The 22819-nt window shown below is 55.1% G+C and carries 24 protein-coding genes; 7 read left to right on the forward strand and 17 right to left on the reverse strand.

The window, feature by feature from the left end; all coding sequences use genetic code 11:
- Positions 1–321: 321 nt before the first annotated feature.
- Positions 322–1659 (reverse strand): amino acid permease, encoded by a 1338-nt coding sequence (locus tag Q7U76_15120; protein MDO8357715.1) that lies wholly within the window; start codon positions 1657–1659, stop codon positions 322–324.
- A 214-nt stretch (positions 1660–1873) separates the two neighbouring features.
- Between Q7U76_15120 and Q7U76_15125 the strand changes: the two genes are divergently transcribed.
- Both Q7U76_15125 and Q7U76_15130 read left to right on the forward strand, forming a co-directional pair.
- Positions 1874–2224, forward strand: a complete 351-nt coding sequence (locus tag Q7U76_15125; protein MDO8357716.1) for a 4a-hydroxytetrahydrobiopterin dehydratase — start codon at positions 1874–1876, stop codon at positions 2222–2224.
- 42 nt (positions 2225–2266) lie between these two features.
- Positions 2267–4126, forward strand: a complete 1860-nt coding sequence (locus tag Q7U76_15130) for a RiPP maturation radical SAM C-methyltransferase (protein MDO8357717.1) — start codon at positions 2267–2269, stop codon at positions 4124–4126.
- Between the two features lie 21 nt (positions 4127–4147).
- Here Q7U76_15130 and Q7U76_15135 read toward each other — a convergent pair whose 3' ends face one another.
- The 3 genes from Q7U76_15135 to Q7U76_15145 form a co-directional block, all read right to left on the reverse strand.
- Complete coding sequence (locus Q7U76_15135) at positions 4148–4480, reverse strand: arsenosugar biosynthesis-associated peroxidase-like protein (protein MDO8357718.1); 333 nt, start codon at positions 4478–4480, stop codon at positions 4148–4150.
- An 84-nt stretch (positions 4481–4564) separates the two neighbouring features.
- A complete protein-coding gene (locus Q7U76_15140) occupies positions 4565–4849 on the reverse strand; it encodes a hypothetical protein (protein MDO8357719.1) in 285 nt (94 codons plus the stop codon).
- 141 nt (positions 4850–4990) lie between these two features.
- Positions 4991–5809: an inositol monophosphatase family protein gene (locus Q7U76_15145; protein ID MDO8357720.1), complete on the reverse strand. Its 819-nt coding sequence runs from the start codon at positions 5807–5809 to the stop codon at positions 4991–4993.
- Between the two features lie 255 nt (positions 5810–6064).
- Between Q7U76_15145 and Q7U76_15150 the strand changes: the two genes are divergently transcribed.
- A complete protein-coding gene (locus Q7U76_15150; GenBank protein MDO8357721.1) occupies positions 6065–6574 on the forward strand; it encodes a winged helix-turn-helix domain-containing protein in 510 nt (169 codons plus the stop codon).
- Between the two features lie 226 nt (positions 6575–6800).
- Here Q7U76_15150 and lpxC read toward each other — a convergent pair whose 3' ends face one another.
- From lpxC to rplI, 6 genes are all read right to left on the reverse strand, one after another.
- Entirely contained in the window at positions 6801–7736 is a 936-nt protein-coding gene (gene lpxC / locus Q7U76_15155; GenBank protein ID MDO8357722.1) for a UDP-3-O-acyl-N-acetylglucosamine deacetylase, read from the reverse strand.
- Between the two features lie 320 nt (positions 7737–8056).
- Positions 8057–8728 carry a response regulator transcription factor gene (locus tag Q7U76_15160; protein ID MDO8357723.1) on the reverse strand — a complete coding sequence of 224 codons (672 nt, stop codon included), beginning with the start codon at positions 8726–8728 and terminating at the stop codon, positions 8057–8059.
- Positions 8715–9824, reverse strand: coding sequence for a sensor histidine kinase (locus tag Q7U76_15165; protein ID MDO8357724.1), 1110 nt, complete (start codon positions 9822–9824; stop codon positions 8715–8717). Before Q7U76_15165 ends, Q7U76_15160 begins: the two co-directional genes overlap by 14 nt.
- Before the next feature lie 101 nt (positions 9825–9925).
- On the reverse strand, positions 9926–10390 hold the full coding sequence (gene nrdR, locus Q7U76_15170) for a transcriptional regulator NrdR (protein ID MDO8357725.1): 465 nt from the start codon (positions 10388–10390) through the stop codon (positions 9926–9928).
- Between the two features lie 30 nt (positions 10391–10420).
- Positions 10421–11683: a serine hydroxymethyltransferase gene (gene glyA / locus Q7U76_15175; GenBank protein ID MDO8357726.1), complete on the reverse strand. Its 1263-nt coding sequence runs from the start codon at positions 11681–11683 to the stop codon at positions 10421–10423.
- 16 nt (positions 11684–11699) lie between these two features.
- Entirely contained in the window at positions 11700–12173 is a 474-nt protein-coding gene (gene rplI / locus Q7U76_15180; protein ID MDO8357727.1) for a 50S ribosomal protein L9, read from the reverse strand.
- A gap of 248 nt (positions 12174–12421) precedes the next feature.
- On the opposite strand from rplI, the gene Q7U76_15185 reads away from it, so the two are divergent.
- From Q7U76_15185 to Q7U76_15200, 4 genes are all read left to right on the forward strand, one after another.
- Positions 12422–13351: a metal ABC transporter substrate-binding protein gene (locus tag Q7U76_15185; GenBank protein MDO8357728.1), complete on the forward strand. Its 930-nt coding sequence runs from the start codon at positions 12422–12424 to the stop codon at positions 13349–13351.
- 46 nt (positions 13352–13397) lie between these two features.
- Positions 13398–14189: a metal ABC transporter ATP-binding protein gene (locus Q7U76_15190; GenBank protein MDO8357729.1), complete on the forward strand. Its 792-nt coding sequence runs from the start codon at positions 13398–13400 to the stop codon at positions 14187–14189.
- A gap of 12 nt (positions 14190–14201) precedes the next feature.
- Positions 14202–15032, forward strand: a complete 831-nt coding sequence (locus tag Q7U76_15195) for a metal ABC transporter permease (GenBank protein ID MDO8357730.1) — start codon at positions 14202–14204, stop codon at positions 15030–15032.
- 294 nt (positions 15033–15326) lie between these two features.
- Positions 15327–15959 carry an outer membrane beta-barrel protein gene (locus tag Q7U76_15200; protein ID MDO8357731.1) on the forward strand — a complete coding sequence of 211 codons (633 nt, stop codon included), beginning with the start codon at positions 15327–15329 and terminating at the stop codon, positions 15957–15959.
- Positions 15960–16029: 70 nt separating this feature from the next.
- Here the strand turns inward: Q7U76_15200 and Q7U76_15205 are convergent, their stop codons facing one another.
- From Q7U76_15205 to atpA, 7 genes are all read right to left on the reverse strand, one after another.
- Positions 16030–16461 (reverse strand): GNAT family N-acetyltransferase, encoded by a 432-nt coding sequence (locus Q7U76_15205; protein ID MDO8357732.1) that lies wholly within the window; start codon positions 16459–16461, stop codon positions 16030–16032.
- A gap of 351 nt (positions 16462–16812) precedes the next feature.
- The gene (locus tag Q7U76_15210) at positions 16813–17235 is read right to left on the reverse strand and encodes a hypothetical protein (GenBank protein ID MDO8357733.1); all 423 of its coding nucleotides are present in this window, start codon (positions 17233–17235) and stop codon (positions 16813–16815) included.
- 48 nt (positions 17236–17283) lie between these two features.
- Entirely contained in the window at positions 17284–18249 is a 966-nt protein-coding gene (locus tag Q7U76_15215) for an RluA family pseudouridine synthase (protein ID MDO8357734.1), read from the reverse strand.
- Positions 18250–18386: 137 nt separating this feature from the next.
- The gene (locus Q7U76_15220) at positions 18387–18806 is read right to left on the reverse strand and encodes a F0F1 ATP synthase subunit epsilon (protein ID MDO8357735.1); all 420 of its coding nucleotides are present in this window, start codon (positions 18804–18806) and stop codon (positions 18387–18389) included.
- A gap of 116 nt (positions 18807–18922) precedes the next feature.
- Positions 18923–20365, reverse strand: coding sequence for a F0F1 ATP synthase subunit beta (atpD, locus tag Q7U76_15225; protein MDO8357736.1), 1443 nt, complete (start codon positions 20363–20365; stop codon positions 18923–18925).
- Positions 20366–20392: 27 nt separating this feature from the next.
- The gene (atpG, locus tag Q7U76_15230; protein ID MDO8357737.1) at positions 20393–21271 is read right to left on the reverse strand and encodes an ATP synthase F1 subunit gamma; all 879 of its coding nucleotides are present in this window, start codon (positions 21269–21271) and stop codon (positions 20393–20395) included.
- Between the two features lie 30 nt (positions 21272–21301).
- Positions 21302–22819, reverse strand: coding sequence for a F0F1 ATP synthase subunit alpha (atpA, locus tag Q7U76_15235; GenBank protein MDO8357738.1), 1518 nt, complete (start codon positions 22817–22819; stop codon positions 21302–21304).

Consider the following 22819-nt stretch of genomic DNA (forward strand, 5'->3'; position numbering starts at 1 on the left):
TCCCCCGATCAGGTGCCCGATATTCTCGTAGTCGCGCGGGTTTCAGTTTTTGCTGGGCCGAGACAATTACACAGCGAAACCGGCGTCCTAAGCGCCATAGAACGGGCGACCTCCTACCTAGTGCAGGGTCGCCCGTTCCATTTCTGGCAGGCTGTTCAAAACGGGGACCCGGCCGCCTCACCGCTCGGCGGTGCGCACAAACTTGGTGCTCCTTATTCGTCGCACCGTGCGCTCCAGAGGGTACGCCTCCGGTCTTCACTCTGCTTTTCTCGGTGTGGGCGAGCCCTGTCGGATTGAGGTGGATGATTGGGATGGGGATTTTTATGGGCCTCGTTGGGACTCATGCCGGTGGTGATTGTTCGCCCTCCGCCAGTAGTAATACAGCGGAATACCGCTGAGAACAGTTGCAGCACCGTAGAGCGATTCTGCAGGTCGTTCGAGCATACTGGAGAGGACTAGGGCGGCAGCACCACAGACGAGCGTGATCGGGAGAAATGGATAGAGTGGTGCCTGGTACTGCTGGATCTCTATGGGACGTGCTCGACGAAGACGAAAGATGGAGGAGAGGGTCAAGGCCATGAAGAACGAGAGTACGAGGCCACTATAGACGAGGAGTTGTTCGAACGTTCCACTCACAATGAGTAGTGAGGCCCAGAGGCTTTGAAAGACGATTGCCCGAGCCGGCACGGCGGTGCGGGGATGGAGCTTGGCGAGCCAGGGCGTAATCATGCCATCCTGTGCCATCGCCCAATAGACACGGGGTCCTGCCCAGGTCATGGCGCTGACGGCTCCAGCAATGGAGAGGCAGAGAATGGCAGCCACTACTCGTCCGCTCTGGGGTCCCCACAAGGCTGCAGCGGTCTTCTCCGCGACCGGCACAATGGGTTCTTGGGCCAACTCCGTGATCGAGAGCGTCGACAGGTAGACGACATTCAGCAGGAGATAGATCATGGCGACGAAGGCTGTGCCCCCGATCATGATCCTGGGCAAGGTCCGTCGGGGGTCAACGATGTCGCTGGCAATGTAGCCCGCCACGTTCCAGCCGAGATAGCAGTAAGTCACGATGACCAGCGCGATGGCGGAGGCTCCAAACGTCGGCTGGAGCAGGGAGGGCCTCTCGAGGAGGCCGATTCCCTGGTCTGCCATCGCCCATAACCCGCCGAGGATCAATCCCCCAATGGCGACGACTTTTGTGGTGGTGAGCAAGAGCTGCACGCGGCCGCCGGTTCCCAGGCCTTGGCAATGCAGGAAGGTCGCCATCCAGAGCAGCGCGAGTGATAGACCCTTTGCCAGCCATCCCTGCTCATCCACGATCGGTATCACTCTCAATGCATAGGACGAAAAACTGATAGCTGAGGCTGCGACTGCGGCCCCGAAGCCGATCGTAAAGGAGGTCCATCCACTGAGGAATGCCACCAAAGGCCCATAGGCCTCTCGCAGGTAGACGTAATCCCCGCCGGCATGTGGGAGGCGCGACCCCAGTTCGCCATAGATCATCGCACCGCCGACGGCGAATAATGCTCCCATGAACCATAAGAGGAGAATCAGCATCGGATCGCCGAGATCCCGGGCCATGATGCCGGTCGTCGTGAAGATGCCGCCCCCGACGATATTGCTGATGAGAACACAGGTAGCCGTGAACCAACCAATTTTTCGCATAGAGGATTTCTGTCCTGGTTCCTTATTCGAAGGGTGGTTCATGGCAACTTGTACCATTGTTCCCTAGCACAGTGAGCGATGCCTGGGAAGCAAGCCCGTAGAGCTTCCTGGTCTCCAGTTTTCCCCACCTTGCCCTTCCTGCCTGAGCCCCTTTAGAATACCGTGCTCGGAGTGAACGACCGGGGGAATGGATTCCCTATCGGGAGGTGGTGTCATGGGTCTTGCCGACAACAAATGCATCCCTTGCCGTGGTGGGGTGCCGCCGGTTCCGGCGGATCGCGTGCAGACTCTACTGAAAGAACTCGGGCGGGGCTGGTCGCTGAATCAGGTCGGCCATCTTGAACGATTGTATACATTCAGTGATTTCGCCCAGGCACTGGCCTACGTGAACAAAGTGAGCGCGATTGCTGAAGCCGAGGGTCATCACCCGGATCTCTATCTCGCCTGGGGCAAATGCAAGGTCGAAATCTGGACTCACAAGATCAATGGCTTGACCGAGAGCGATTTTTTTATGGCAGCTAAAGCCGATCGCGAATTTGAACCGTTTCGCGCATCCGCCAGTTAATCCCATGTCAGATAGTTGTGTCATGAACCCACGAGGCAGCAGATGAGCGACAAGGCCGAGGTGGCGCTCGTCAATATGCCGTTTAGTTACTCGAAGTATCCTTCGATCCAACTGGGCACCCTCTCTGCGCTGCTCAAGTCGAGGGGAATCCCCGTCGACTGCCACCATCTGAATGTTCGGTTCGCCCACAAGATCGGTGTCCCCCTCTATGAAATGATCTGCGAGAAGCGGGCGCTGTTTGGCGAATGGCTGTTTTCCTACCTCTTGTTCCGAGACAATCCGAAGCGCGCCGAGTACCCCCGACTCTTCAAGCCGGTATTTGAGCAGGTTGCCAAGGAGAGTGGGCATCAGGCTTCGTTCTTTGAAGGTATGGCGACGAGGACGGCGCCACAGTTCTTGACCGGGGCTCTGACCTCCATTGACTGGGGGCAATACAAGATTGTCGGCTTCACCTCCACGTTCGACCAAAATGTCGCTAGCTTGACGATGGCTAAACTCATCAAGGATCTCTATCCCGATGTGACGATCGTGTTCGGTGGAGCGAATTACGACGGCGAGATGGGGCTGGAATATTTTAGGGCCTTTCCCTTCATCGATCATGTCGTGGTGGGGGAAGGGGAAGAGGTGTTCCCGGAATTGGTTCGTTATCTCCTTGGGGGAAAGACCGGGGCGATGCCCAGCGGCGTGACCTATCGAGAGGGCGAGAGGATCGCCTTCAACCCGAACCAGGCATTGTTCACGGATTTTGCGAAGACCGGTCCTCCGGACTATGACGATTACTATCATTTGCTGGCTGAACTCGGGGATGCGGCACAGGGGCTCGACCGGATTCTTCTTTATGAGGGGTCACGGGGCTGCTGGTGGGGGGAGAAGCATCATTGTACGTTTTGCGGATTGAACGCACAGAGTATGAAGTTTCGGGCGAAATCGTCCGAGCAAGTGGCCCGGGAGATGGCCTATCTGTCCAGTCGCTATGACACGGCGCGATTTCGCCTCGTGGACAACATCATCGACATGAAATATGTGGACAACCTCTTCGGTCGATTTGCGGCAGACCATTGTGATCTCGATGTATTCATCGAAACGAAAAGTAATCTCCACAAGAGCCAGATCCGAACACTCGCTGCCGGAGGCGTGAAGTGTATGCAGCCGGGATTGGAGAGTCTGAGCCTCAATCAGTTGCAGTCGATGGATAAGGGCGTCACCCCGATGCAGAATATCATCTGCCTTAAGTGGAGCTACTACTATCATGTCGCGGTGTCGTGGAATATCCTGCTCGGATTTCCCGGAGAAACGAACGAAGACTACCGTCGGCAGATCGACCTGATCCCGTCGTTGTTCCATCTGCATCCGCCGGAGTCGACCGGCAAGTTATGGCTGGAACGATTCAGTCCCTACTACACCAAGCCACAGGAATATGGTGTTCGTATCACCGGTCCTGGGACGCCCTACGAGTATGTCTATGATGCTCGGCAGGTGGACTTGAAGAAGATCGCCTATGACTTCGAGTATGAATTGGACAATTGGCAGGTGGACCAAGAGGTCTATCAAGAATTGGTCGACCTGGTTCAGGAGTGGCAGCGATTAGTCGCGTCAAGCGATCGGCCGTTTCTCTATTACTCGAAGGCGATGGATTATGTCACGGTCTACGATGGCCGGAATCCAAAGGCACCGATCAGGCGGCGTTATGATTGGCCTGCAGCGGGGATCATCGAGGCCTGTAACGAAGCGGCTAAAAGTGTGGACCAGATTCGTGCCCAGCTAACAAGCCGAGCCGGCAAAGGCGAGAGCAGCGACGCAGACATTCATCAGGCCTTGGCTACGTTGACGGCGGCGCGGATTCTCTACGAAGAACGCGGCAAGTATTTTACTTTGGCCGTTCCTGAAAACCCCTACCTCTAGCTGAGCGTGACCCCGATCCCATCACATCGAGAGCTTATCGGCGACATTGCGCATCTGAACGCCATGCGCGAGCGATGCGCCGCCTCTGATGGCACAGGCGACATGGACGGCTTCTGTCATTTCCTCGATGTTCGACCCCTTCTCCAGGGAAGCCTGCGTATAGGCATCGATACAGTAGGGGCATTGAACCGCGTGGGCGACCGCAAGGGCGATGAGGGCCTTCTCTCGCTCGGTCAAAGCCCCTTCAGCGAAGACGGCGCTGTAGTAGGCCATGAACTTGTCCCAGAGATCCTTGTTCCCCTTGCCCATATCGGAAAACTTCCCCAGATCATGGGGATGATAGTAGGTGTCCATAGGCAACTCCTTGGTCGACGGTTCTGGCCGAGTTTGAGTGCTCCGGAACAAGACCGCTTCAACTGTCACTGCTAGCTTCGGCTGCTAGGCGTTGCTGGGTGGTTCGGGGTCAGCTTGGGTGAGCACCTGCGAAAACCTCGTGCCGACGATACCGGTCACCTTGGCCATGAGGTCGGTGACTTCTTGCCATTCCGTCGGCAACAAATCTTGTTTCAGTTGGGGATGGATCGCCCATTGAGCATCGACTTGTGTTCCCTTTCGGCTCACGAGCACCCGGAGCAGTTCCACATCCTTGTTGTGCGACTCGGTTCCTGTCGCTTGGGGAGAGTTTCCGTTTAATGGTCCTGATGGAGGCGTTGATCGTGCCATTGAGCCAATCTCCTTCACGTGTGTAGTGGGAGATCATACCGCATCAACATTCGGTCTGTATATCTGCCAGCAGGCCTCTAGGGCTAGTCCTGGCTGTTCGCCCATCTCGCTGGATTGGCGTGAGCGTGGCGGGGCTGAGTTCTATGAGTGGGTTAGATCCTCACGGAGTACGTCGAGCATGGACTGATGGATTACCCCGTTACTTGCAACCAGTTCTTGCTCATAGATTGAAAGGGGGGTACCGTTGAAGTCTGTCGCCATTCCCCCGGCTTCTCGGAGGATGACGACTCCCGCCGCCATATCCCAAGGGTTTAGTTTCACTTCCCAAAATCCATCGAATCGGCCGGCCGCAACATAACAGAGGTCTAAAGCCGCCGTTCCCGTGCGCCGCAGCCCCTGCACCTTCAAGGCAAATCGTGCGAAGTGGTCCAAGTTATTATTCGGGGTCTCGCGAATGTCATACGCAAACCCCGTGACAAGAAGCGCCTGATCGAGATGATCCGTGGAGGATACGGAAATGGGTGTCCCGTTGAGTTGGGCTCCGTGGCCGAGCTGCGCGGTGAAGAGTTCATCTCGAGTCGGGTCATAGACCACCCCAATTACTTCACGTTCGTCACATTCCACTCCGATGGACACACAGTAAGCGGGGAATCCGTGGGCGAAGTTGGTCGTACCATCAAGAGGATCGATTATCCATTTATAGCGGGATTGGGCCTGTCCGGTCAGCCCTCGTTCCTCGGCGAGAATGGGGTGGGTTGGGAAGGTCTCGTGGATAACGTCAATGATCCGTTGTTCCGCCTCGTGGTCGGCATCGGTGACCAGATTAATGACCTGTTTATGCTCAATGCGAAATCCAGTACGCGCGGACTTTATGAGAACGGCTCCGGCCTGGCGGGCTGCATCTGTCGCGACGGAAAGGATTCTGTCGAGGGGAATATTGTCACTCTGTGCTGGAGTCATGGGGCGGCATCTTAACACGAGCCCATGTTTCAACCATGCAGAGCGGATAGATCTTTGACGCAGGTCATCCGTTCATCGTGCAGTGAAAGTACATGCTTGCTTGTCACTCTAATAGACTTAACCGAGACCATGTTTAGTAAGCAATGATCAGTTTTAAAGCTATCATGCTATGCAAGCAACTAATACAACTTTACCTATTGACTTGCTTTGCAAGCAATGCTATAAAGCAAGCATGCTTCACCTGGGGGCGATTTCGTGGAAGAACTCACCGATATTTTGGTCGGTCTTGAGCAGCGGATTAGCGCGTACAAGAACCGGCTGCAAGAACTTGAAAAGAAACGTCGTCGCTTGGACGACGAAATCGCCACGATCAAAAAATATTTGGAATTGGCAGAAACGCTCTTTCGCGTTGAAGCCGACAAAGCCAAGCTCGCCAGTCTTTCCAGCCAATTCTACTCCGATGAAAAAGGCGGCCGACAACGACCCAATACTGATGTCACGGACCAGTCGAGGGAAATCCTCATGGGCCGGAGTAAGTACTCCGGGAAGAGTGTTTCTGAAGCCGCGTACGAAATGCTCCGCGAGGCGAACCGGTCGATGCATGCAAAAGAACTTGTGCAACGATTGGTCGAAGGGGGTCTCCAGATTAAGGGGAAGACCCCGTTAACATCTGTCGCGACGTCTTTGAAGCGAGATAAGCGGTTCAGGAAAGTGGGGCCGAATACGTTTGAGGCATTGGAAGAAGCCCTGATCCACGCAGTGTAGTGCGACTGGGCCAGTTAGACCTTAAAAGACACGAAGGGGGGTGAGAGTCTTGGCGACGAAGAAAGCAGCAAAGAAGAAGAAGAAGTAGTCCCCGCCTTGATTCTAGCGTCGGGAGCAAGGCCACTTGCTCCCGACGTTAAATCACTTGATCGTTCACCACACGTTATGAATCATCTCGCCTGTTGAGGCGAGACCGCGAGCAGAGTTCCATTGAAAAGGATAGGAGTTAGGAGGCCTGGAGTGCCACCAGCGATGCAAATCGCGGTGCAGCCATGGCCGAGCGTGGTTCGGACGCGGCAACTGGTTCCTCAGCGTTGAGCAATACCCAGCTGTCCGGATGGTTCAGGATCTGTTGAACAAGGCGCGTATGTATCGCATGCCCGGAGCGTTCCGCGATCACATGTCCGATAAAGGGTACGCCGAGTAATGAAAAATCTCCAATCAGGTCCAGAATCTTGTGACGGACGAATTCATTCGTAAATCGCAGGCCTGATTCATTGAGGATACCGTCCTGAGAAAGGATGATCGTATTATCCAGGCTGCCACCCTTTCCAAGTCCACGGGCCCAGAGAGCTTCCACTTCCTGCATGAAGCCGAATGTCCTGGCGTCCGCGATCTCGCGTTCGAAGGCATGGACCGAGTGCTCATAGGCGTAGGTCTGAGTCTGGATCAATGGATGATTGTAGTGGATAGAGTAGGTAATTTTCGTGGTCGAAGACGGTTCGATACGAACCCGTCGATTTCCATCTATGACCTCGAGGGGCCGTGTGATTTTCAGATAGGGTTGCCGTTGGCTCTGGGGAGCAATGCCAGCTGAGCGAATGAGGCGAACGAAGTGGCCTGCACTTCCGTCCATGACGGGGGCTTCGGCGGCATCAACCTCGACGTATACGTTATCGATGTCGAGTCCGGTTAATGCTGCCAGAATGTGTTCGATCGTCTTGACTTGAAAGCCATTCCCGCTGATCGCCGTGCAGAGTTCCGTTGCCACCAAATGTTCAACGGAGGCAGCAAGAGAGGCTCCGCCTTTGCCGCTTCGGTTTACGAATACCACACCGGTATCCGCTGGAGCAGGTCTGAGTGTAAGAGTTACGGGCAGTCCTGAATGGAGCCCAACCCCTGAACAGCTCACCGCATTTGCCAACGTCTGCTGTACTCTCACAGATCACCTCAATAATTACACAGAGGTAAAAGCAACTCGTGTGCCAGAGATTTCTGTTGAGGTTAAACAACAATAAGACATTGATATTACATGCATAAATAGACATTTCCCTTGCTGTAAGTGGCGTTGTATAAATATTACACCTGTGACTTTTCATAGAATGCAGGGAGCACAGTCGCAGTGCTTTGACGTCGATCGCTGTGGTCGGTAGCAAAGGCTCAAGACCTGTTGGTGGCTGAGTCAACCGTGTAATCGGCTGCTTTAGGGCGATCTGAAAACGTCTTGTCTCGCAGGAAGGCTTCCTGTAGTGGTCACAGCAGCTATGGTCGTGGGTCCAACTCGATGAGGCCTTTCCGAATGGCCAGGATGGCGGCTTGTGTGCGATCGTAGACTTGGAGCTTGTGAAAAATATTCCGGACATGGTTCTTGACGGTCTTTTCGCTCAGATCTAAATTATTGGCAATTTCCTTGTTGGTCTTGCCGTCAGCGACCAAGCGGAGGACTGTGATCTCTCGCTCTGTCAGGTCGTGCTCGACCCACCCTGGTTTTTTGCCCTTTTTCTGGGACATCAAAGAGAACTCTGCCAAGATCTTGCTTGCGACCGAGGGATGGATGAGGGATTCGCCTTTGTAGATCGCGCGTATCGCGGCGACGATCTGAGAGGACTCAGAATCTTTCAAGAGATATCCGGTGGCCCCGGCTCGTACCAAATCAAAGATGTATTGTTGCTCGTCATACATGGTCAGGGCCACGATGCCGATGTGAGGGAATTCGCGCTTAATCTGTCTAGTCGCTTCGACCCCGCCCATTCTGGGCATGCTTACGTCCATGAGTACCACGTCGGGTACCAACGTCTTCACCTTTTCGACGGCCTCCATGCCATCCTGGGCTTCCCCCACGATTAGGATGTCGTCTTTCGTCTTGAGGATCGCGGCCAGTCCTTCACGCACGACCCGATGATCATCTGCGATGAGTACTTTAATCTTCTCCATGCGCTGTCGTCTCCTTTTTCATCAGCGGGACGTCGACGACGATCGTCGTCCCACGCCCTTTCTTTGAATCAATCTTGCCCTCGCCTCCTACCAGGCGAGCCCGCTCTAGAATGCCTCGAATTCCGAAATGATCCCATTTATCGGGATCACGTAGCACCGTGTCCATGTCGAATCCCACGCCGTTGTCCCCGATTGTGACACGGAGCCGTTCGGGGTCGATGTCTAGTTCCACGGTGACTCGAGTCGCTTTCGCATGTCTCTCGACGTTGCTGAGGGCTTCTTGCACAATGCGAAAGAGGAAGATTTTGGTGCGCGGAAATAAGATCTGTTCATCGCCGGATACGCGGAATTGCGTCTTGATGTGGTACTGGGTTTCGTACGAGGTGAGGTAGTTGGTGAGGGCGGGGAGCAGCTCCATCTTATCGTAGTGGAGGGGCCGAAGATTAAAGATGACTTGCCGCGCCTCCTGGATGGCCAGTTTCAACTGAGCTTTGCTTTCGCGCAAGGTAGCCAGACTGGCTTTCGGGTCTTTTCGAATCAGTTGCTGGCTCAGATCCAGCTTGAAGTTGACGCCGGCCAAACTCTGCACAAGACCGTCGTGCATTTCGCAAGCAATGCGCGTTCGCTCCTCCGTCACCGCGACACCCGTTTCCTTGACGTAGAGCCGATAGAGCGATTGGTATTTATTTAAGGTCTTCTCGATTTCTGCCGTGGCGCGAATGCGAGCCTCGATGAGTTCCCACATGAATTTCGCGCTGGCCCCGCCGATGATCGTCACGCCCATGCGGTGAAAGTCTTGGAGTAACTGCCAGACTTTGGCATTGCCCGATACGTCAATGATGAGATCTACACGCTCAAGATCCAGAAGCTTCCGGTAATCGCGGGTCACAGGGATGCCGAGCCGTTTCGCCAGTGCGATACCCGGTGCATTTTTCTGAACTTCAGCCACGCCGACGACCTGCACTAATGGGTCTGTTGCAAAGATTTCAATCAGTGCTGTGCCGCCACGACCTGCGCCGATGATCGCGACATGCGTGCCAGTTGGCGCATGTATCTTGCGTGGTCGTTTGGGAGCCTTGGCCTTGGTTATCGGCATGTTGACACCTGCTTGCAGTGAGACCGCACCATGTTGTTAACCGGCGAACCAGGGAAGGACAGGGAGAGGACGATGAGGAGAGAGGATGGGTTCCGCGGCCCTCACCGGTCGCGGCGTTGCTGAGCCAACGTTCTCAGCTCGTCCATGAACTGGTCAATATCTTTAAACTCACGGTAGACAGAGGCAAAGCGAACATAGGCGACCTGATCTAATTGATGCAGCTCTTTCATCAACTCTTCGCCCACGATCCGGCTTTCTATTTCCGTCTCCCCCATCTCTTGAATGCGTTTTTCAATACGGTCCGTCACCATTTCGATGGTAGCCGTGCTGATGGGCCGTTTTTCACAGGCTTTTTTGAGGCCGGCAAGAATCTTACTGCGGTCAAACGATTCCCGGCGGCCGTCTTTTTTTACCACCACGGGAAGGATTTCTTCGACACGCTCGTAGGTCGTGTAACGGCGTTTGCAGCCGAGACATTCGCGCCGACGGCGAATGACTTCGCCTTCCTTCGCCATACGCGAGTCGACGACTTTGTCTTCGAGTTCATCGCAGAACGGACATTTCACAGGCGGTGATCCTGCCCCGTCTGGCGCGGCTTAGTAGGTGTGAAAGATCGGAAAGCGGCTGCAGAGCGCTTTGGCCTGCGTGCGAACTTTCTCGAGCATTGCGGGATCTTGCCGATGCTGTAGTACCTGATCGATCAAGTCTACAATCTCTTTCATCTCGGTTTCCCGCATCCCTCTGGTCGAGACTATGGGAGTTCCCAACCGAATACCACTGGCCACGGCTGGTGGTTTCTCGTCGTAGGGCACGGCGTTCTTGTTCACGATAATGCCGGCGGCGTCCAATGCGGCATCCGCCTCTTTGCCGGTAATGCCTTTGTTGGACAGATTCACCAGCATGAGATGAGTATCTGTACCGCCCGATACGATCTTATATCCTCGGTCGAGGAGCCCTTGGGCCAGCACTTTTGCATTGGCGATGACCTGCTGTTGGTACCGCGTAAACGAGGGCGAGAGCGCCTCCTTGAACGCGACGGCCTTGGCGGCGATCACATGCATCAAGGGCCCGCCTTGCATTCCGGGGAAGATAAACTTGTCGACTGCTTTTGCATGCTCGGCCTTGCACATGACCACGCCACCACGGGGTCCCCGCAGGGTTTTGTGGGTCGTCGTCGTGACAAAGTCGGCATAGGGGATAGGATTCGGGTGGAGTCCCGCAGCGATCAGGCCAGCGATGTGGGCGATATCGACCATCAAATAGGCACCGACCGATTTGGCGATTTGTTGGAATCGCGGAAAGTCCAGGGTCCGCGCATAGGCACTGGCACCTACGACGAGCATACGTGGCCGGCATTCTTCTGCCAGCTTTTGCACCGCGTCATAGTTGATGGTTTCGGTCTCTCGGTCCACGCCGTAGGAAAATGCGCGAAACAGGATTCCTGAATAATTGACCTTGCTACCGTGAGTGAGGTGACCGCCTTGCGCGAGGTCCATCCCCAGGATGGTGTCGCCGGCCTTCAGTACGGACAGGTAAGCTGCCATATTGGCCTGCGACCCTGAGTGGGGCTGCACGTTTACATGCTCGGCGCCGAAAATCTGCTTGCAGCGTTCGATAGCGAGAGATTCGACGGTGTCCACATGTTGACAGCCGCCGTAGTACCGTTTGCCCGGGTACCCTTCAGCGTACTTATTCGTCATGAGGGAGCCTTGAGCGGCGAGGACCGCGGGGCTGGCGAAGTTCTCCGAGGCGATCAGGAGCAGCTTGTTGCGCTGACGCTCTTCCTCGGCGGCAATCGCGGCATAGACATCCGGGTCTGTGGCTTTGAGCGCGTCTAAGGAACCAACCGCATCGTTCATGACTACCTATTCCCTCTTAGGCCTCGGCAGGGGCCGCTTCGGCTTCCTGTTTCTTCACGACGTGGATGACTACCGTTGCGGTCACGTCTCGCGGGAGCTTGATCGGCACGGTGAAGGTGCCGAGTTCTTTGATCGGCTGCTCCAGCTGGATCTTGCGCCGATCCACCACGAATCCTTTTTCAGCCAATCCTTCTGCAATGTCTTTGACCGTGACCGATCCGAACATCTTGTCGTCCTTGCCGACCTTGGTCTCCACCGTAAGGGACACGGCTGAGATGCTCTTGGCATGGGTTTCGATCTCGACTTTTTCTTTCTTTGCCCGCTCGGCCGCCACGCGCTTGATATGTTCAAATGCTTTGATGCTGCGGCTGTCGGCTAGTACTGCTTTTTTGCGCGGAAGTAGAAAGTTCCGTGCGTATCCGTCTTTGACATCGAGGAGATCGCCGAGGTGGCCGACCCCTTCCATCGTTTCTTGTAGAATAACTTTCATGCCCCTAACTCCTTCTGTTGGAAAGGGAATGAGCATACTGGGGGGGGCGAAAAAAGTCAATTATCAATATGGCCTGAGAGGGAGGGAACACCAGGAGAATAGTCGGCGTTTCTCAGACTGCTTCCTGCCAAATATGCTGAATGGGGTAGCACATCATATTCTTGGCCCATGTGCTCCCGTAGAGTGGGATAGCTCTCCAGACATTTCGTTGACAACCAGGGACCCCAATGTTACCGTCCGCGCCCATCATGTTGAATTTGCGGCGTCTGCTCCTATTTTGGGCCATTCTCATCAGTCAGGGTCTGCTCACGGCACCTCTTGTTCTTGCTGTTCCGACGACTGAGCCTCTCAATATCGTGGTGACCATTCCCGTTTTGAAGGACCTGGCCGAACAAGTCGGTGGCCCCTATGTCCGCGTGACATCCCTTCTGAGCGGCTATGAGAACGAACATACCTATTCCCCTAAACCGAGCGATCTTGTCGCCGTTCGGAAGGCTCGGGTGCTGTTTGAAGTGGGTATCGGCCTCGAAGTCTGGGTCTCCTCATTGGTCAAGAATGCCGGCAGTTCCTCGCTCCGTGTCGTCACCACGTCCAAAGGCATCGCATTGCTCCGCGACGAATCGGGCCACGAAGGAGCGAGTCATGCTGGCGGAGAAGACGAACAGGGAAATCCTCATGTATGGATGGATCCTGAGAATGCGATGACGATGATGCGTCATATTACGGAAGCGCTTATTCAGGCAGATCCCGCGCATGCGACGGAGTTTCGATCCAATCAGGCCTCGTATCTCCGGAAACTGGACCAACTGCGAGTGAACTTGAGTGAACGGATCGCAGGCCTGGCCGATCGCCGATTTGTTGCGCATCATCCAGCCTGGCCGTACTTCGCGAGGCGGTTTGGCTTCGACGTTGCTGCCACGATTCAAATGCAATCCGGCTCAGAACCCTCAGCCCTTCAGCTTCAGACTCTAATCGGCAAGATCAAGAAGGACCGGATTAAAGTCATCGTGTCGGAGATTCAGCTCAGTCAAAAGCTCCCAGATCTATTGGCAAAAGAAACGAAGACCAAAGTCATCGTGTTGACCACGCTACCGGGAGGCCTGCCAGGGACCGAGACCTACCTCGACATGCTCCGCTATAATGTGCTCCAATTGGCCAACGCGCTAGAGTCTCCGTAACGGCTCTACGGGCCATCTTTTTGCGCCGGAAGGAGCGCCTGGTTCCGTGTCAGACTCCCTCGAGCCTATCATTCGGTTTGACCATGCCTCGTTTGGATTTCCCGGCGTCATCGCGCTCAAGGATATCTCGCTTTCTATCAATGCAGGCGAGTTTGTCGGCGTCATCGGCCCGAACGGATCCGGGAAAACCACACTGTGCCGCGCTATTTTAGGCCTCATGGCTCCCGTTGAGGGCCATCTCCATATCTTCGATTGCGCCTGTGATGCCTTGCGTTGCCATCACAGGGCTAAGATCGGTTACCTTCCGCAAAAGGGCGTCGTCGATCGCAACTTTCCGGTGACGGTTCTTGAAACGGTCATGATGGGTCGATATGGAGCCTTGGGCCTCTTCACGCGCCCAGGGTCGAAAGATCGAGCGATTGCCATGGAGGCACTCTCCCATGTTGAGATGGACAAGCACAAAGATACGGCTCTAGGCCATCTGTCCGGCGGTCAGCAGCAGCGGGTCTTTATCGCGCGGGCGTTAGCCCAACAGCCCAAAGTCCTTCTGCTCGACGAACCGACGACCGGGCTGGACATGACCGCTCAGCATAATGTGATTGAACTTATCGAACATCTGCACGATGAGTTGAGGCTGACGATTGTGCTGATCACTCATGACATCAATATGATCCGCTCGCGAGTAGACCGGCTCGTACTCCTGAAAACCCGCCTGTATGCCGCAGGGCCTCCTGCCGATGTGTTGAAACCGGAGATCCTCAGCCAGGTTTACGGAAAAGATCTGGTGATTACAGACAAAGATCTCATCATCGTCGAGGACTATCACCATCATCATTGACCAGGCGGCATCATGATTGAGCTCTTCACGTACGACTTCATGCAACGGTCTCTGCTCGCCGCCGCGATGGTAGGAGGGCTCTGCTCGGTTGTCGGCGTGTTCGTCGTTCTACGAGGGCTCGCGTTTGTTGGGGCAGGGACAGCGCATGCGGCTTTTGCCGGTGTGGCGCTGGGGTATCTTATGGGCTGGCCGCCGCTGGTGCTGGCGATTCTTTTTGGTCTTGCCACGGTCTGGATCACGGGCTGGGTTGAAGAAAAAGGCCGGATGAAGCTGGACGTCTCGATCGGCATTCTCTACACAACGACAATGGCCTTAGCCATTCTCTTCATCGGCTTGATGAAAACCTACAATGCGGAAGTGTATGGCTATCTCTTCGGGAGCGTACTCTCGGTCACCAGCGAGGAGCTGCGCATCATCGGCGGGTTGAGTGTTCTCGTGCTCGGCCTCATCGTGCTGTTCTCGAAGGAGCTGTATTTTATTGCCTTCGATCAAGAAATGGCCGAAGCCTCTGGCGTTCCAGCGCGACGGATATTTTTTCTTCTGCTCACCCTGGTCGCCCTGACCGTCGTCGTCTCGCTGAAAACGGTCGGTGCCATTCTGGTCTTTGCCATGATCCTGATTCCTGCCTCAACGGCCTATCAACTGACCTCCAGCCTCAGGACACTCACCCTCTATTCCATCGTCATCGGTGTCACTACAGCCGTCGCTGGGGTGGTGATCTCCGCCACGTGGGATGTGCCGTCAGGCCCTGCGATTGTCCTCCTCGCCACCACTGTTTTTTTCATCTCGGTGCTTTTTTCTCCGAAGAGGATGAAGCGAGCAGTCCAGGCTCACGCACATTAGTCGGCTATGGCATCTCACTGTAGGGCCAAGCGTACAGTGACTGTGTCATTCATGATTCATTTCTCCACAATCGTAAGATCGAATAGCCAGTGCAGGGACTAACGTGATCTCAAAATAGAATGTCGTGGTTCCCATCTTAGTTCTGCGAAACCGATCAATATTGATCAGACTATGTTCGGCCTTCTCAGGCAACATTCACTCTCAAGGGAATAGAGGTGCCAATCTTGCATTACCATTTCGCGTGACTGTAACCGTTGCCTATTTACATCATTACACCATGGAGGGTTTATAAATATGGGTCTCAATTCGGCTCGTGTGGGTTTACTGGGGGTCCTGCTGACAAGCGTGTTCGTCTTTGGCAGCCAAGCGATGGCGGAAGAGTGGAAGATGGAACAGGGCGGCATAGAACCAGGAAAATTTGTGCTCGGTATGCGGGCAGGCTTTGCGCCCTTGACTCAATCGTTAACTGCTAATAGCTCAACAGACGTGGGCTCCTTGGTTAATTTCCAGGGGTTGTATAGTCTCAATAAATGGCTATTGGTTGGGATGATGCTAGAGTGGGAACGCCATGGCGTGGATCAAGAGCGGCCTTTTAGGGACTTGGGACATCAAGACACTGTGTCGGTACTCCCGACCGTCGAAGTTCGACCGGTGCGATTTGGGCCGATCAGTCCCTATGCCAACATGAGTTTCGGGGTGAATGTGAATAGTTTCGGTGAAAACAGCTCGACTCGTATTTCCCCGAGCAACACCTTCGCCTGGCGGCTTGGCTGGGGCGCCGACTACATGCTGACTAAACAGTTCGCACTGAACACCGAAATGGCCTATAAGCGGAACGACGGACATGCGACGGTGAACGGGAATCGTAATAACGACTGGAACGCGTCTTCGTTCGGCTTTCTCTTTGGTGCCAAGCTCTTTTTTTAGCGCCCGACTGCTGGAATGATTGTGGTGATGCGGAACCCTGCCTGCGGGGGTTCCACGTCGGCGAATCGGGTTACTCCGCTTGGCCTTGCTGTGATCGGCTCCAGACCATCCCGGTCTGCTCCTTCGAACTAAAGCCAAGCTTTTCGTAAAATTCAGGTTTACGGGTGCAGAGCCAGAAGAGTTCGACTTTCTTGAGGCGGGGGTGATTCAAGATACGCTGGACGATATCGGTGCCGATGCCTTGACCCTGGTAGGCTTTATCGACGATCACATCCCAGATGGTCGCCCGGTAGATATAATCCGTTAATACCCGTCCAAATCCGATGAGCACCTCACCTTCCCAGGCTGTCACGGCCACATCGGTGTGGCGCAACATCTCACGCGCGTCTGCAAGGGTCCGTCCTTTAGCCCAGGGCGCTTGCTGGTAGAGGCGGACGAGCTTGGCGGGGTCGAGGTCTTTCTTCTCGGCGAAGGTGATGGCGGGCTTGAGGGTTGGGGGCATCTTGTACTAGATTATCTCCCGGAGAGAGCTTTAAAAATCACGCGGAGTGTACGAGGAACATCATGACAACGCAAGTCCGTAGCTGCCCCAAGTGTGCTCAACTGATGTGGCTTACAGAAAATCAATATGAACTCCTCGATGAGGCGACTGTTCGAGCCAAATGTCCACATTGCGGGTCGAGCGTTCGCTTCTCCCTTGTTTCGCAGGGGGCCAATGCAGCTGGCCCCAAAATGGGCCACTGATTTAATAGCTGTCAGCATACAGCGATCAGCTCTCAGCCTTAGGATATTCGCTCCGACAGCCCTTCGCTGCAGAAGCGGACAGCTGATGGCTGAACGCTTCACGGCTTAATTACATTCCTCGCCCTGCGCCGTCTAACTCAGGCTTGTTGCCTGGAAGAATCTTGTTCAGCACCGAGCGATAATCGCCGGTTCGCTTTTCATCGATCCGCCCAATCTCGATTTCTTTATCTCGTTGCATCCGCTCGAGATGGTCGAGCACAGTCAAGAGCGGTTGGACGGAGCCGAGTAATCGACCCACTTCGAAGGCCTCCAGCGATTCGACAAACAAATCGTTCAAACCTTTATAGGCAGTACCAGAGCTCTGGTTACGGAAGCGAGAGACGATCTCCTCATATTCCTCAATGGCTTCAAACTTAGGTTTGACACCGGTCGGCACGGCCGACAGATGCACAATCGGCGGCAGCTTGGCGGCATATACTTTCAACTGAGCCACTAATCCACCTATTGCGTCGAGTACATCGGCTGTTTGCATGACATCATCCTTCGCGGGGGCATTGCTTACGCCAAGTTGAGAGGCCTGTCAAGATTTCTTGGCGCCCGGAGGAGGCGTGAGGGCATCGAGTGCCTGCACCACCTGCTCCATATCGGTGGGAAAAGGCTTTGTGTATTCGTGGAATTCTCCCGTAGAGGGATGACGGAATCCCAGGGTCCTGGCATGCAGCATCACCCGGGGGATCTCAATCCCTTCGACCTCGCAGACCTTCTTTCCCCCATAGGTCTGATCTCCCAGAATGGGATGGCCTAGAGAGGTGAGATGGACACGGAGTTGGTGCGTCCTGCCTGTGCGCGGGTACAAGAGCACATGAGCGGCCAGTTTGCCGAATCGGTGATCGACCTTGTATTCCGTCACGGACTCCTTGGGTCTCGCGGTGTGGGCGGAGAATTTTTTCCGCTCCTTCTTATCCCGACCGATGGCCAATTCGATCAACCCATGCCCTTTTTTCGGTACGCCTGTGATCAGTGCCTCGTACACCCGCGTGATTGTATGTAGTTTGAATTGAGCGGAAAGGGCGCGGTGGGCCTGGTCTGTTTTGGCAATGACCATTACTCCAGACGTATCCTTGTCCAGGCGATGGACCAGACCTGGTCTCTCTTTCCCACCGATCGTTGAGACTGTGCCGCCGGAGGTCTGAAAGTGGTGGAGGAGGGCATTCACCAATGTGCCTGCCCAATGCCCAGGCGCAGGATGAACGACGAGGCCGGATGGCTTATTCAGGAGCAACAGCACATCGTCCTCGTAGAGGATCTCCAGAGGGATGGCCTCACCTTTGAGTTCCAGAGGTTCTGCTTTTGGAATGTCGAACGCGATGTTGTCGCCTGGCTTGATCTTTTGGCTTGGTTTGACGACCTGACCGTTGATCCGCACCCGCCCTTGACCGATTAATCGTTGCAGGGCTGATCGCGATAAATTCGGCTCACGATTGACCAGGAAGACATCCAATCGTTTGGGTTGCTCACCGGCCGTTACGACAAATTCTGTGACCATTGGACGAATCGACCTCACCAGTAGGTTCAGGCCACGCTACTGTAGCGCGAGGCGAAATTGCAATCTGGAGGTTTACCGAACTGGTTGCTCCAAGAGGCGTGGGAGAGGAGCGAGTCTGAACGATGTGGAGCGGAGAGTTATACGTGAACCTTGCGGGCACGGTCGGCGATCTTTTTGCGGAGTCTGGCTTTTTCGAGACTGATTTCTGCTTCTTTCACTTCAGAGGGCAGACCGCCAGCCTTGAGCCGTTGTTCGGCCTTCACGAATGCCGCCTGAGCCCGCTCGACGTCAATGTCTTCTGCCTTCTCGGCGATCTCGGCCATGATAGTGACTTTGGTCGGTGTGACTTCTGCATAACCCCATAGAATCGCCATATGTGTGGTCTGGTCTCCGACACGATAGCGAAGCTCACCGATGCGTAAGGTCGAAAGAAAATGACAATGTCCCGGCAATACGCCGAATTCGCCCTCTGAACCTGGTGCGATGACCTCATCCACCTGTTGGCTCAAGAGCAACTTCTCCGGCGTCACCACTTCTAATAGAATCTTCCCTGCCATATCTCTCCTACGCGCGTATCAAAAGGTGTCAGTGGGCGGGATGCTCTGACGTGCGCGCATCGACCGAGCACTTGTTTCATCGTGCGCGGTCTGCGAGCACAAGAGCGCCCGTCCGCTTATACCTTCACTCCCATTTTCTCTGCCTTTGCGATCACTTCCTCGATCGGGCCGACCATGTAGAAGGCCTGCTCCGGGAGGTGGTCGTATTTGCCGGCGAGAATTTCCTTAAAGCTTCGCACGGTATCTTTGAGCTTCACATACTTGCCTGGTGAACCGGTAAAGGCTTCAGCGACGTGGAATGGCTGGGACAAGAAGCGCTGAATCTTCCGCGCCCTGGCCACCGCCATTTTGTCGTCTTCCGATAATTCGTCCATACCGAGAATGGCAATAATGTCTTGAAGGTCTTTGTACCGCTGCAACACGGACTGGACTCCTCGTGCGACTTTATAGTGATCGTCGCCGATGACTTGCGGATCGAGAATACGCGAGGTGGAGTCGAGCGGATCGACGGCTGGGTAGATACCCAGCTCAGCCAATTGCCGTGACAACACGGTGGTAGCGTCCAAGTGGGCGAAAGCCGTGGCCGGTGCCGGGTCGGTCAGATCGTCTGCCGGCACGTAGATGGCTTGCACGGATGTAATCGAACCACGCTTGGTCGAGGTGATGCGTTCTTGTAGTTGTCCCATCTCGGTCGAGAGGGTTGGCTGATAACCGACGGCGGATGGCATACGTCCGAGCAAGGCGGAGACTTCCGAACCGGCTTGGGTAAACCGGAAGATATTGTCCACGAAGAGCAATACGTCCTGGTTCTCTTCATCGCGGAAATATTCTGCGACGGAGAGTCCGGTCAGAGCGACGCGCAAGCGGGCTCCCGGTGGCTCGTTCATCTGTCCATAGACCAACGAGACTTTTGACTTGGAAAAGTCCGTGGGGTCGATGACTTTTGACTCCTGCATTTCGTGCCAGAGGTCGTTTCCTTCACGGGTCCGTTCACCGACGCCGGCGAACACCGAGAATCCACCATGGTGCAAGGCGATGTTGTTGATGAGCTCCATGATGATGACGGTCTTGCCGACTCCGGCGCCGCCGAAGAGACCGACCTTGCCGCCCTTGCTGTAGGGCTCCAGCAGATCGATGACTTTGATCCCGGTTTCGAGGACTTCGGTCTTGGTGTCTTGATCTTCGAGACGCGGCGCAGGCCGGTGGATCGGATAGGTCTTGGTCGTCTTGATCGGACCCATTTCGTCGACTGGTTCGCCCAATACGTTGATCAATCGTCCCAATGTTTCGCGGCCGACCGGCACAGAAATCGGTGCGCCAGTGTCATGGACATCCATCCCGCGCGTCAGACCGTCGGTCGTGGACATCGCGATCCCGCGCACGCGGTTTTCACCGAGATGCAGCGCGACTTCCAGCGTGATGCGGACGGCTGGCGTACCAGCGGCCTTATTCTCTTCCTGAATGACTTTCAGCGCGTTGTAAATGTTCGGCAGTTGTCCGGGAGGAAACTCCACGTCCACGACTGGTCCGATGACCTGAATGACTTTTCCAATGCTCACGGCTCACTCCTTCTTCAACGTGGCGGACTATTTCAGCGCTTCGGCACCGCCGACGATATCCATCAATTCTTTGGTAATGGCGGTCTGACGAGTCTTGTTGTAATGCAAGGTCACTTTCTTGATCAACTGGCCTGCGTTCCGAGTCGCACCGTCCATCGCCGCCATACGGGCGCCATGCTCCGCCGCGGCAGATTCCAAGAGGATACGAAACGTTTGTATCTGGAAATGTTTCGGAATAAAGACGTTCAACAGCTCGGATTCATCGGGCTCATAGAAATAGCTGCCGCCGGTCGTGCCTTCCGCTTGTGCTGTCCCAAACTCGGCTGCGGTATCGACCGGGAATAATTTTTCCACTATCACGCGCTGTTGAATGGCCGATTTAAATTCGTTGTAGACGATGTAGAGTTCGTCGAACGTGCCCTTGACGAAGTGGTCGGTGAGGTCGCCGCCGATGTCGATGGCATGTTCGAACGTGAGCTTATCGAAGATGCCGGTCCATTCCTGCCGGATGGGCCAGGTGCGACGCCGGAAATAGTCGCGGCCCTTACGTCCGACGATGCTTAAATTCACTTGCAACCCACGGGTTTCACATTCCCGTACGAACTCGGAAGTTTTTCTCGCAATATTGCCGTTGAAACCGCCGCACAATCCGCGGTCACTCGTGATGACCAGTACTTCGACCTTCTTGCCTTCACGTTTTTGCAGCAGGGGATGGGAGGATCGATTCACGCGCTGGCTTAAGTTGCTGACCACGGCCCTCATCTTCAGCGCATAGGGCCGCGCCGCCAAGATGCGATCCTGTGAACGTTTCAGCTTCGCCGCGGCCACCATCTTCATGGCCTTGGTAATCTTCTGCGTATTCTTAAACGCCGCAATTTTACGGCGCAGACTCTGTAAACTCGGCATGGTCTAGATCTCTTCTCTATCTGCCAGCAACTACTTAGCGCCGTATCCCATCTTCTGTTTAAAGGTCGAGATAATCTCTTTCAGTCTGGCGCCAACTTTATCGTCGATTTTCCCGATGCTCGCAATTTCCTTTTTCAGCTCCGCATGATTCTGCTGCACATAGTGCAGGAGGTCAGCTTCGAATTGCTGGACCTTGTCGACCGCGACATCGTCCAAATATCCGTTGACGCCGGCATAGATGGAGAGCACCTGGTCGGCAACGGGCATGGGCTTGTATTGTCCCTGCTTCAGCAATTCGACCATACGCACACCGCGCGCGAGCTGCATCTGGGTCGCTTTGTCGAGTTCGCTGCCGAACTGAGAGAAGGCGGCCATTTCTCGGTACTGAGCCAGGTCGAGCCGAAGGGTACCGGCCACCTGCTTCATGGTCTTGATTTGGGCCGAACCTCCGACGCGGGAGACCGACAGACCGACGTTAATGGCCGGACGAATACCGGAATAGAACAGATCGCTTCCAAGATAGATCTGGCCGTCGGTGATCGAGATGACGTTGGTTGGAATGTACGCGGACACGTCACCGGCTTGTGTTTCAATAATGGGCAAGGCCGTGAGGCTGCCCCCTCCGAGTTTATCGCTGAGCTTGGCTGCGCGCTCCAAGAGTCGGGAGTGGAGATAGAACACGTCGCCAGGATAGGCTTCGCGTCCTGGCGGCCGACGGAGCAACAGGGATAACTGACGATAGGCGACAGCATGTTTAGAGAGGTCGTCGTAGACGATCAAAGCATGCTTACCGTTATCTCGGAAATATTCTCCGATGGCTGCTCCCGAGAACGGCGCCAGGTACTGCATCGGTGCTGCGTCGCTCGCGGTGGCTGCCACGACGATGGTGTATTCCATTGCGTGGTTTTCTTCGAGCGTCTTGACGACGCGTGCCACGGTGGAGCGCTTCTGTCCGATGGCGACATAGATACAAAATACGTTGAGGCCCTTTTGATTGATGATCGTATCGACGGCAATGGCGGTTTTGCCGGTTTGCCGGTCGCCGATGATCAATTCACGCTGCCCACGGCCGATGGGGATCATGGCGTCGATGGCCTTGATGCCGGTCTGCAAGGGCTCGCGCACGGACTGACGTGTATTCACGCCGGGGGCGACCACTTCGATACGGGACGACAGCGTCGAGTTGATTGGACCTTTTCCGTCGATAGGCTGGCCAATCGCGTTGACCACACGACCGATCAAGGCTTCACCGACTGGAACCTCGGCAATACGTCCAGTCCGCTTGACCGGATCGCCTTCCTTCACGCCGACATCATCGCCCATCAGCACGGCGCCGACGTTATCCTCTTCAAGGTTGAGCGCAATGCCGTAGAGGCCGCCTGGGAATTCGAGCATTTCTCCGGCCATCGCACCGTCGAGACCGTAGACCTTGGCGATTCCGTCTCCGACTTGGATGACTGAGCCGGTTTCTTTGACGTCGACCTGTTTGTCGAAGCCTTTGATTTTTTCTTTGATGATCGAACTGATTTCTTCTGCCTTGATCTGCAT

It is taken from the genome of Nitrospirota bacterium, assembly GCA_030645475.1.
In the GTDB taxonomy this organism is placed as follows: Bacteria; Nitrospirota; Nitrospiria; order Nitrospirales; family Nitrospiraceae; genus Palsa-1315.